Source organism: Patulibacter sp. NPDC049589 (genome assembly GCF_040675535.1).
Classification (GTDB): Bacteria; Actinomycetota; Thermoleophilia; order Solirubrobacterales; family Solirubrobacteraceae; genus Patulibacter.
Window position 1 is genome coordinate 1 of sequence record NZ_JBFAPC010000184.1, and the last position, 10,122, is coordinate 10,122.

Consider the following 10,122-nt stretch of genomic DNA (forward strand, 5'->3'; position numbering starts at 1 on the left):
GTGCACCCGCCGGGGCACGACCGCCGAGATCCCGGTACGCGCGCGTCGCGCCGCTGCGCCCCTGACGCCCCGCCGGCCGCTCACGCGTCACCGCCCGCCAGCCGCGCCGGAACGGTCGCCGACAGCGCGACGCCGCCGCCGGACTCCGACTCGATCTCCAGCGTGCCGTCGAGGCCCGCGACCCGCTCGCGCATCGCGATCAGGCCGTAGCCGCCGGTCGTCCCGGCGTCGGCCGGGCCGCGCGCGGCGGCCTCCCGTGCGCAGGCGGCCGGGTCGAAGCCGACGCCGTCGTCGCGCACGTCCAGGGTCACCTGGTCGCCCATGTACGACAGCGTCAGGCCGACGCGGCCGGCGGACGCGTGGCGGGCGACGTTCGCCAGCGCCTCCTGGGCGGTCCGCAGGAGGGTCACCTCGTACTCGGGCCGCAGCGGACGCGCGTCGCCGGTCGTCGTGACCTCGACCGGGACCGCGTGCCGGGCGGACCACTCGCGGGCGACGTCGGCGACGGCGTCGGGCAGGCGCGCGTCCTCGAGCGGCTCGGGGCGCAGGGCGTGGACGGACCGCCGGGCCTCGACGAGCCCTTCGCGCGCCATCGCCGCGGCGTTGTGGTGGTGGCGTCGCCAGTCGCCGCCCCGGTCGGCCGCCTGCTCCGCGGCCTCCAGCTGGGTGACGATCCCGACGAGCCCCTGGGCGAGCGTGTCGTGGATCTCGCGCGCCATCCGGCCGCGCTCCTCCTCGACGCCGGCCGCCCGGGCCTGCTCGACGAGCCGCTCGTGCAGGGCGGCGTTCTCGGCCGTCGTGCGCTCGAGCTCGCGGTGCGCGACGGTCAGGTCGTCGAGGGCCTCGCGGCGGTGCTCGTCCTGCTCGTGGGCGTTCCACGAGAACCAGATGACGGTGCCCGCCACGGCGGTGTTGAGGATCGCGAGCACGACCCAGACGACGAACGAGCCGACCGAGTCCCCGGCGGTGCCGCCGGTCTGCGACCAGGCGGAGATCGCGGCGACCGGCGCGACGGCCAGCAGGTAGCGCGGCCGGCGCGCCGCGCGGGCGACGAACAGGTAGCCCGTCCACGAGAAGAACCCGTAGAGCGGCGAGAGCGCGACGAGCGCCGCCATCAGCACGATCAGGACGACGAAGAACGCGGTGCCCCAGGCCCCGCCCTCCTCGAACCGCGCCGCCGGCAGCCCGCGCCCGAGCAGCAGCCAGCAGGCGGTGACCGCGCTCAGGCCGAGCTCGGCGGCGAGCCGTCGGTCGCTCGGATCGTCCGTGGCGGCGGCCAGCACCGTGGAGACGAGCAGCAGCGACAGCGAGAACAGCAGCGCGAGCGGGAGCGCGTTGAGGCCCGGCTCCTGGAACCGCCGGAGCTCGTCGAGCCGCGTGTCGGTCTGGTCGCGCTGCATGGGGATCCTCGCGCCGACCCTACTGCCAGCGGAAGCGCCGGGTGGCCAGGACGGCGGCGCCGACGCCCCAGGCGGCGATCACCGCGAGCGCCCCGAGCGACGGCCACGAGCCGCCGGTGGTGACGTCCTGCAGGGCCCCGACCGCGGCGCCGACGGGCGTCGCGTCGCTGACGTGGCGCAGCCCGTCGGACATCGTGGCGCGGGGGATCCACAGGCCGCCGAAGAACATCATCGGGAAGAACGTCATGGCGCCCAGCGCGTTGGCCGCGCGGACCGTCGGGGCGATCGCGGTCAGCAGCACGCCGATGCTCAGGAGGGTCGCGCCGGTGAGCACGAGGATCAGGACGAAGCCGAGGAACGGGTCCGGCAGCCGGACGCCGAACGCGATCCGGCCGACGATCACGACGCTGCACAGGGACACGAGCCCGACCACGCCGTGGATCACCAGCTGGGCGACGAGCAGCCGGACCGGCCGGACGGGTGTCGTGCCCAGCCGCCGCAGGACGCCGCGCTCGCGGTCGGACGCGAGGCTCGGGGGCAGCGCGTTGAGCGCGAGCATCCCGAGGGCGAAGACCGCGAGCGTCGGGACGTAGGTGTCGATCACCCGCAGGCCGCCGAGGTCGGCCTCGTGCTGGTCGCCGGCGGCCAGGCCGATGGCGACGAGGATGATCAGCGGCAGCGCGAGCGCCCAGGCGAGCGTCATCGGCTCGCGGAGGAACAGGCGCGCTTGGGTGCGCAGCAGCAGGGAGCGCGGCCGGCCCGCGGAGGAGCGGGGGCGGGGCGCGAGGACGTGGGGGGTGGGGGCGGCGGTGGCCATGGGGGACTCCTGTGGTCGGGGTGTTCGGGTGGCGTGGGCGCGGCGAGGACGGTCGGCGCGCGGATGCGGCCGGCCACGGCGCGGGCGGGCGTGCGCCGGCGGTCGTCGCGCCTCAGCGCGCGATCGGGAACGGGAACGGCCAGGGGGCCGGGGCGTCGGCGGACGGCGTGGTCAGCGCGACGAACGCGTCCTCCAGCGAGGTGCGGGGCCCGGCGTCGGGGACCGCGGCGATCAGCCCGGCGGGCGTGTCGATCGCGGCGACGCGGCCCTCGTGGATCACGGCCACGCGGTCGCAGAGCCGCTCGGCCTCCTCCATCACGTGCGTGACGAGGACGACGGTGACGCCCATCTCGCGGATCTCGCGCACCAGCGCCCACGTCTCGCGCCGGGCGTGGGGATCGAGCCCGGTCGTCAACTCGTCGAGGATCGCGACGCGCGGCCGGCCGACGAGGGCCAGCGCGATCGACAGCCGCTGCCGCTGACCGCCGGAGAGGTCGCGGAAGCGGGTGTCCGCCTTGTCGGCCAGGCCGAGCCCGGCGAGCACCGCCCGCGGGTCGGCCGGCTCGTCGTGGAACGACGCGAAGAGGTCGACGGCCTCGCTGGCCCGCAGCTTGTCGGGCAGCTGCGCGTCCTGTAGCTGGACGCCCACGATCCGCCGGACGGGCCCGGGCTCGCGCACCGGGTCGTGACCCGCGATCCGGACCCTCCCGCCGTCGGGGACCCGCAGGCCCGCCAGACACTCGACGGTCGTCGTCTTCCCGGCGCCGTTGCGGCCGAGGATCCCGAAGATCTCGCCCTCCTCGACGGCGAGGCTCACGTCCTCGACCGCCACGGTCGCGCCGTAGCGCTTGTGCAGGTGCTCCACCTCGATGATCGCCATGCGTCCGGTCCTCCCGGGGTCGTCGGTGCGGCGTGTCATCCACCCTGGACCCGCGGCGCTGTTCCCACATCGGCCGGCCGGGTGGCGTTGCGCGCAGGGGGGATGAGCCGCGCATCAGCCGATCGGTTGATGCGGCCGGTGCGGCGCGCCACCCCGCCGACGGGACCGACCGACCGGATCGATCGATCGACCACCGACCATCGACCACCGACCGGACCGACCACCGACCACCGACCGGACCGACCACCGACCGCGCGGCCGCCCGGCCGGGTCCGCGGGATCCCGTCGCGGCCCGCGACGTCCGGCCCGGGATGCGAGGAGCGTCCGTGCGGATCGCCGCGATCGCTGACCTCCGCGGGCACCTGCCGGACACGCCGGAGTGCGACGTCCTCGTCGTCGCCGGCGACCTCGTGCCGTTCGGCCTGCGGGATCCGGCGGAGCAGGGGCGTGGCTCGACACGACGTTCCGGGCCTGGCTCGCGTCCCGGCCCGCGGCCCACGTCGTCGGGATCGCCGGCAACCACGACTTCGTCTTCGAGCGGGCGCCGGCCGCGGTGCCCGGCCTGCCGTGGACGTCCCTGCAGGACGGGCCCCGCCGCGTCCTCAGCGCCGGCGGTGCTCGAGGTCGTCGCCGCGGGCGATCAGGAGCTCGCGCACGAGCTGCGGGGAGAACAGGCCGTGGTCGACGACGCCCGGCGTGGCGTCCAGGCGCGCGGCGACCGCGGCCGGATCGGACAGGTCCTCCTCGATGTCGGCCAGCACCCCGCCGTCGGCGGTGGGCGGCGCGTCGCGCAGCACCGCGCCGGGCAGCCGCGAGAGCGTCGAGGCCAGCGCGAAAGGCTGGAGCTCGAGCGGGACGGCGCGCGTCAGCCGGTCGACGAGCTTCGACGAGTCGACCGCGCAGACGAAGCGGTCCGCGGCGGCGATCAGGATCCGCTCGCGGGTGTGGGCCCCGCCGCCGCCCTTGATCGCCCAGCCGTCGGGATCGACCTCGTCGGCCCCGTCGATCGCCAGGTCGTAGCGGTCGGTGGAGGCGTCGTCCACGAGCGAGAGCCCGACGGTCGTCGCCACCGTGGCCGTCGCGAGCGAGGCCACGGCGAACCGCGCCCGCGAGCGGTCGGCGCCGAGCGCGCGCGCCACGAGCGCGACGGTCGAGCCGGATCCGAGCGCGACGACCATGTCGTCGTGCACGAGCGTCGCGGCGGCGCGGGCGACGGCGAGCTTCTCCTGGTCCCCGGCGGTGGTCACGCCCGGAGCGTAGAGGCCCGGCCGGGCGGGGCCGTGAGGGTCGGGGTTCGGCCGGCCCGGCACCGGGCCGTGGCCGCCCGCGGCACCCCGGGAAGACGCGGTGCCGGCGGCCCGCTGGGAACCGCCGGCACGAATCTCGGCCGAGCAGCGCCCGGCGTCGGCGGCCCCTTGGCGTGCGGACCCCACCTCGCGGTGCCTCATGGGTCCGACGCGGGGACGCGCGTCACGTGGCGTGCCCGATCCCCCGATCGGGACACCCCACGGGGTAACGACGATACCCGGACCGGCGGGTCCTCGTGTCGGGCGTTGGACGGACGTCCGGCGGACGGGACGCTCGGGCGCCCTCGGGGCGGCGCGGACCGGGCCGGTCGGCGGGGTCGTCGCGCCCGACGACGGCCGATCCGCCCCCCGGGTGCGTACCGTCGGCGCATGCGCACCCCGGAACGGACGGTCCTGCAGCTCTCCGACCCGCATCTCGTGGCCGAGGAGTCGGGCGCCGACGTCCGGCTCGCCCTCGCGCTCCAGACCGTGCGGCTCTCGGGCCTGCGGCCGGACGCGATCCTCCTCACCGGCGACCTCAGCGACGACGGCAGCCCCGAGTCCTACGTGCGGATCCGCGCGGCGGTCGACCCCCTCGCCGCCGAGCTCGGCGCGCCGGTCATCGCCATCCCGGGCAACCACGACCTCGGCGACGCGTTCCGCGACGGCATCCTCGACGGCGAGCCGCTCCACCGCGCCGTGACGGTCGACGGGCTGCGGATCGTCGGGCTCGACACGACCGTGCCGGGGCGCCCGCACGGCGAGCTGGGCGCCGGCCAGCTGGAGTGGCTCGACGACGTGCTCGCGGAGCCCGCCAAGCACGGCACGCTGCTGGCGCTGCACCACCCGCCGATCCCGACGGCGCACCCGATGCTCGGGCGCATCGGGCTGCGCGACCCCGACCGCCTGGCCCGCGTCGTCAAGGGCAAGGACGTGCGGATGATGGTCTGCGGCCACGCCCACGCCGTCGCCGCGGGCACCCTGGCGGGGATCCCCGTGTGGTCCGCCCCGGCGCTCGGGGTGACGAGCGACCCGCTGCCGCCGGTCGGCCAGATGCGCGCGTGGGACGACATCGGCGGCCTCACCCGGATCGACCTGGTGGGCGACGACACCATCGCGACGCTCGTCCCGCTCTCGTCCGCCCCGACCGCGGTCTACGACGTGGCGCTCGCCGAGCGCCTGGCCTGGCTCGACGACCTGGAGGCGCAGGACCGGCGGTAGCCGCGGGGCCGCCGTGCCGGTGCTCCGCCGTCAGCGGCCGATCCGGTCCCGGTCCCGGGCTTCGGCCCCGGCCGACCGGCGGCGACGGCCGCGGACGGGCGGGCCCGACCCGGTGATCGCGCACCGGCGATGATCCGGCCATGAACGCCGTGGTCCAGGCCGGTCTCGTGCTGCTCGCCGTCGGCGCGCTCTCCGGCTGGGTCGTGATGCTGCGCGTCGCGTTCCCCGACGTCCTGGAGAAGGCGGGCGTCACGAGCCCCCGGCGGCTGCTGCAGGCCCACATCGACTTCATCGTCATGGGGGTCATCCTGATCGCCGTCGGGACCGCCCTGCCGGACCTCGCGACCTGGAACCGGGTCCTCCTGATCGCCGGCACGATCGTCAACCCTGCGCTGTTCCTGCCGCTGGCCTGGCGCGAGTCGATCGCGGAGACGCTCCCGTACCGCGTCGTGACCGTCCTCTCGTTCTCGGCGATGAGCGTCGCTACCGTCGGCGCGGCCGTGGCGGGCCTGCAGGCCTGAGGCGAGGTCGACTCGAAACCCGATCGGGAAGTCGGCTTTCCGGCCGTCGCCGCGCCGTCTCCTCCGCTAGAGTCCGCCGCCGATGCGGTCGACCCTCCACATCACGCGGTTCTGTGCGGCGCTCGCCGTGCTCGCCGCGCTGGGGCTCGCCGTCGTCGAATCACCGCACGTCGCGCTGCTCCTCGGCCCGGCGCTGCTGCTCCTCCTGATCCTCGCCGTCGGGGTGTTCCCGGGCGAGGAGGCGATCGCCCGGGCCCGCGCCCGTCGCGCACGAGCCCGCCGCTCCCGGGCCCCGGGTCGCGTCGCCGCTCCCGTCCTGCCGGACGTCCTGCGCCCCGCCGGGGCGAAGCTCGCGTTCGCGCTGGCCATGCGACCGCCACCAGCGGTCGCGCTGGTCTGACGGGAGCGCCAGGTCCGATGACGGGCCGGGCCCTGCCCGTGCTCGCGGCGGTGGGCGGTCCTCCGAGGACCGTCGCGCCCGCCCTGCCCCGCTGCATCCGCGCGGTCCGCTGACGGACCCGCGCGGACGCGCGGCCCGACATCGACCCATGAGGAGGGCGCATGCGCGCCTACCGTTCCCGTCCGCCGCGCGCGGACCGCGGACCGGACCCGGGAGCACCATCCGTGGTGGCCCGGTCCGGCCCGTGGCCCCGCGCCGCGGACCGGCCTCGCCGCAGCCCCGGACGCCTGTCCGCGGTCGCGGCGCTGGCCACCCTGACCGTGCTCGGCACGGGCTCCGCGGCGCACGCCGCGGCCCCGCCGCCGTGCAACGGGGTCCCCCAGATCACCGACGTCCGCGGCGACGGACACCACCCCAACGCCGACGTCACCGCGGCCTGGTTCTCCGAGTCCGCGGGCCGGCTGCAGGCCGTCGTTCAGATGGACGTGGCGGACTGGAAGCCGGCGCACGAGGACTCGGTCTCGGCGGGCGCCGCGCTGATCTTCGGCGCGGGCGGCGCGCAGCGCTACGTCCGCGTCCAGACGTTCCAGAACGACACCCAGCAGTACGACTACGGCGTCTGGACGCGCGCCGGCGGCTTCCAGTCGCAGGGCGCGACGACCGGGACGGTGATCGGCGACACCGGCGGCACCGTGACGATCGACGTGCCGGCGGCGAGCGGCGCGACCGCGGGCGTCACGCTCGGCGGGCCGTACGTGCTGACGTACGACGGCGGCTCCGGCACCGACCTGCACTGGGTCGACCGCGCGCCGGGCGGCGTCTCGCCCGACACGACGGAGACCGGCGCCGACTACGTCGTCGGCTCGTGCGGTGCCGTCGCGGCCCCCGGGCCCGGCGGCACCCCGACGATCCCCGGCGGACCGGCCGCACCGGCCGCCACGACGACGTCGGTGGCGATCACCGCCCGGCGCCTGCTGGTCGGCGGCGGCACGGTGAAGGTCACCGGCAAGGCCTCCCCGGGCCGCGCCGGCGTGCCGGTGCTCGTCACGACGACGGGCACGAGGACCCGCACGACGACGACCACCACCCGCGCGAGCGGCGCCTGGTCGGTCCGCGTCCCGATCGCCGAGACGAGCACCGTCAAGGCGACCGTCGAGGGCGTCGGATCGCAGACCAAGACGATCGACGTCCGCTCGACCGTCCGGATCCTGAAGGTCGCCCGCAGGGCCGGCCGCCGGTACGTCGTTACCGGCCGCGTCTCCCCGAGCCTCCCGGGCCGGGTCCTGCTGCTGCGCACCGACGCGGTGCGCCCCACGAAGACCGTGAAGGCCCGCAGCGGCCGCTTCACGGTCGCCCTCACCTCCCCGAAGCGCGGCGGCCGGTACCAGGCCGTCTTCATCCCGACCGGCGAGCGCGCCGAGCGGTCCACCTCGAACACGAAGCGCATCCGATGACCACCAAGAACACCATCCGCACCGCCGCCCTCGTGGGCGTCGTCTCCGCGCTCGCCGTCCCCGCCGTCGCCGCCGCCCACCCGTCGGTCTACTCGACCGTCGCGAAGGTGGCCGTCACGCCCGCCACGTCGCCCCCGACGTTCACCGACCAGACGCGGTACGTCGTCCCGAACGACGGCGTCGTCTTTGCGCTGCGCGAGACCAACGGCAACAGCGCGACGAGCTCCGACGTCTGGCGCCGCCGCGGCGTGATCAGCTACGCGAAGGCGGCCGGACGCACCGGCGCGGCCATCGTCAACAGCGATGCCGCGGAGAGCGGCGCGCAGCCGCACGCGACCTGCCACGTCCCGTCGCTCGAGACCGACTCGGCGATCCTCTCGTGGCAGAACGACCCGTTCTACGCGTACGTGCCGTTCCAGCGCGGCAACTCCGGCCCGGGCCTGAAGGACGACCCGGCGAAGTGGATCCCGGTCGTCAAGAGCCTCACCGGCGTCGACCTGAACGCGATCCCCGACACCGACGCGGCCCGCCAGGCCGCGTGTGAGACGACCCTCGGCGGCGTGTACTCGAAGGCGGACGAGACGCAGAGCACCGTCGCGTCGCTCAGCTCCGCGCTGATCAGCGACACCCAGAAGGCGACCGCGGCCCCGCTGCAGACGCAGATCGCGACGTTCCAGGACACCCTCGCGGCCGCCCAGGCCAAGCAGGCGGCCACGGACGCGCAGCTCGCGGCGGCCACCGCGCAGCTCGCGCAGGGAGGGTCGGGCAAGCCGCTCGCGGCGAAGCTGACGAAGACGAGCTTCACGCCGACGCAGATCGCGTCGTCGGGCGTCCCGGTCGCCGTCACCGGTCCGGCCGGCCAGGTCGTTCGCGTCCGCGCGACGGTCTCCGCCGCGCAGGCGAAGAAGCACCGACTGAGCTCGACGATCCTCGGCTCCAAGAGCGGCACCGTCGGCAAGGACGGCACCGCGTCGATCACGGTCAAGCCCTCCGCGGCGCAGGGCAAGAGGCTCAAGGCCGTCACCAAGGGCTCCGTCCCGGTGACGCTCGAGCTCGTCGTCGGCGTCCACCGGGCCCTCGACGCCGGGATCAACCTGGTCGACACCGCCGACGTCTACAGCCAGGGCGAGTCCGAGGAGATCGTCGGGCAGGCTCTGCTCGGCCGCCGCGACGAGGTGTTCCTGGCCACCAAGTTCCACGGCCAGATCGGTGAGAACCCGAACCACTTCGGCAACTCCCGGCGATGGATCATCCGTGCGGTGGAGAACAGCCTGCGCCGGCTGCAGACCGACCACATCGACCTCTACCAGGTGCACCGGCCGGAGCCGGACACCGACTTCGACGAGACCCTCGGCGCCCTGTCCGACCTGGTCCACCAGGGCAAGATCCGCTACATCGGCACCTCGACGTTCCCGCCGTCGGCGATCGTGGAAGGCCAGTGGATCGCCGAGAAGCGCGGGCGCGAACGGGTCGTCGCCGAGCAGCCGCCGTACTCGATCCTGGCCCGTGGCGTCGAGACCGAAGTCCTGCCGGTCGCCCAGAAGTACGGCCTCGCGGTCATCCCGTGGAGCCCGCTCGCCGGCGGCTGGCTGACCGGGAAGTTCCGCAAGGGCGGTGGCCAGCCGCCGTCCAGCCGGGCCGGCCGCCAGCCCGGACGCTTCGAGATCGACGCACCGGAGAACGCCGCGAAGCTCGACGCTGTCGAGGCGCTCGCCAACCTGGCCGAGCAGGCCGGACTCCCACTGGTCCACCTCGCGCTGGCGTTCGTCCTGGCCCACCCGGCGGTCACCGCGCCGATCATCGGCCCGCGCACCTACGAGCAGTTGGAGAGTCAACTGGGCGCCGCCGAGGTCCGGCTGACCACCGACGTGCTCGCCGAGATCGACAAGATCGTGCCGCCGGGCGTCACGCTCTCCGACCGGGACCGGGGGTACCAGCGGTGAGCCCGACATTCCTCTGGTACCTCCCGAACACCGTCGAGCCGGGCCACCGCGGCGACGACACCGTGGACGGGTACGGCACCCTCGACCACAGCGTCGACCTGGCCCGGACCGCCGAGCAGCACGGCTGGGCCGGCGCGCTGATCGGCACCGGCTGGGGCCGGCCGGACACCTTCACGGTGGCCACCGCGATCGCCGCCCGG

The 10,122-nt window shown here is 75.6% G+C and carries 9 protein-coding genes and 1 pseudogene; 6 read left to right on the forward strand and 4 right to left on the reverse strand.

Translation table 11 applies throughout. The features are described 5' to 3' along the window. Window positions 1-80 precede the first annotated feature (80 nt). From AB0L40_RS23775 to rpiA, 4 genes are all read right to left on the reverse strand, one after another. Window positions 81-1,400 (reverse strand): sensor histidine kinase, encoded by a 1,320-nt coding sequence (locus AB0L40_RS23775; protein WP_364360591.1) that lies wholly within the window; start codon window positions 1,398-1,400, stop codon window positions 81-83. Window positions 1,401-1,419: 19 nt separating this feature from the next. Next, complete coding sequence (locus tag AB0L40_RS23780; protein WP_364360593.1) at window positions 1,420-2,217, reverse strand: ABC transporter permease; 798 nt, start codon at window positions 2,215-2,217, stop codon at window positions 1,420-1,422. Between the two features lie 112 nt (window positions 2,218-2,329). Next, on the reverse strand, window positions 2,330-3,097 hold the full coding sequence (locus AB0L40_RS23785) for an ABC transporter ATP-binding protein (RefSeq protein ID WP_364360595.1): 768 nt from the start codon (window positions 3,095-3,097) through the stop codon (window positions 2,330-2,332). A 602-nt stretch (window positions 3,098-3,699) separates the two neighbouring features. Then, window positions 3,700-4,344, reverse strand: coding sequence for a ribose 5-phosphate isomerase A (rpiA, locus tag AB0L40_RS23790; protein WP_364360597.1), 645 nt, complete (start codon window positions 4,342-4,344; stop codon window positions 3,700-3,702). 429 nt (window positions 4,345-4,773) lie between these two features. Here rpiA and AB0L40_RS23795 point away from each other — a divergent pair, with 429 nt between their 5' ends. The 6 genes and pseudogenes from AB0L40_RS23795 to AB0L40_RS23820 all read left to right on the forward strand — a co-directional run. Then, window positions 4,774-5,604, forward strand: a complete 831-nt coding sequence (locus tag AB0L40_RS23795; RefSeq protein ID WP_364360599.1) for a metallophosphoesterase — start codon at window positions 4,774-4,776, stop codon at window positions 5,602-5,604. Between the two features lie 140 nt (window positions 5,605-5,744). Continuing rightward, window positions 5,745-6,125 (forward strand): hypothetical protein, encoded by a 381-nt coding sequence (locus AB0L40_RS23800; protein ID WP_364360601.1) that lies wholly within the window; start codon window positions 5,745-5,747, stop codon window positions 6,123-6,125. A gap of 82 nt (window positions 6,126-6,207) precedes the next feature. After that, window positions 6,208-6,525 carry a hypothetical protein gene (locus AB0L40_RS23805; protein WP_364360603.1) on the forward strand — a complete coding sequence of 106 codons (318 nt, stop codon included), beginning with the start codon at window positions 6,208-6,210 and terminating at the stop codon, window positions 6,523-6,525. A gap of 224 nt (window positions 6,526-6,749) precedes the next feature. Next, complete coding sequence (locus AB0L40_RS23810) at window positions 6,750-7,979, forward strand: hypothetical protein (RefSeq protein WP_364360605.1); 1,230 nt, start codon at window positions 6,750-6,752, stop codon at window positions 7,977-7,979. A 1,064-nt stretch (window positions 7,980-9,043) separates the two neighbouring features. Beyond that, window positions 9,044-9,922: pseudogene (locus tag AB0L40_RS23815) on the forward strand (aldo/keto reductase); the annotation flags it as partial. Continuing rightward, window positions 9,919-10,122 (forward strand): LLM class flavin-dependent oxidoreductase (locus AB0L40_RS23820; protein ID WP_364360607.1); only part of this gene is annotated, 204 nt, incomplete at its 3' end. The pseudogene AB0L40_RS23815 and the gene AB0L40_RS23820, both read left to right, overlap by 4 nt.

What these genes read in the sequence shown, in the direction of transcription:
- AB0L40_RS23775 (WP_364360591.1), bottom strand. Translation starts at nt 1,400, where the DNA reads ATGCAGCGCGACCAGACCGACACGCGGCTCGACGAGCTCCGGCGGTTC.
- AB0L40_RS23800 (WP_364360601.1), top strand. Translation starts at nt 5,745, where the DNA reads ATGAACGCCGTGGTCCAGGCCGGTCTCGTGCTGCTCGCCGTCGGCGCG.
- AB0L40_RS23805 (WP_364360603.1), top strand. Translation starts at nt 6,208, where the DNA reads ATGCGGTCGACCCTCCACATCACGCGGTTCTGTGCGGCGCTCGCCGTG.
- AB0L40_RS23780 (WP_364360593.1), bottom strand. Translation starts at nt 2,217, where the DNA reads ATGGCCACCGCCGCCCCCACCCCCCACGTCCTCGCGCCCCGCCCCCGC.
- AB0L40_RS23785 (WP_364360595.1), bottom strand. Translation starts at nt 3,097, where the DNA reads ATGGCGATCATCGAGGTGGAGCACCTGCACAAGCGCTACGGCGCGACC.
- AB0L40_RS23795 (WP_364360599.1), top strand. Translation starts at nt 4,774, where the DNA reads ATGCGCACCCCGGAACGGACGGTCCTGCAGCTCTCCGACCCGCATCTC.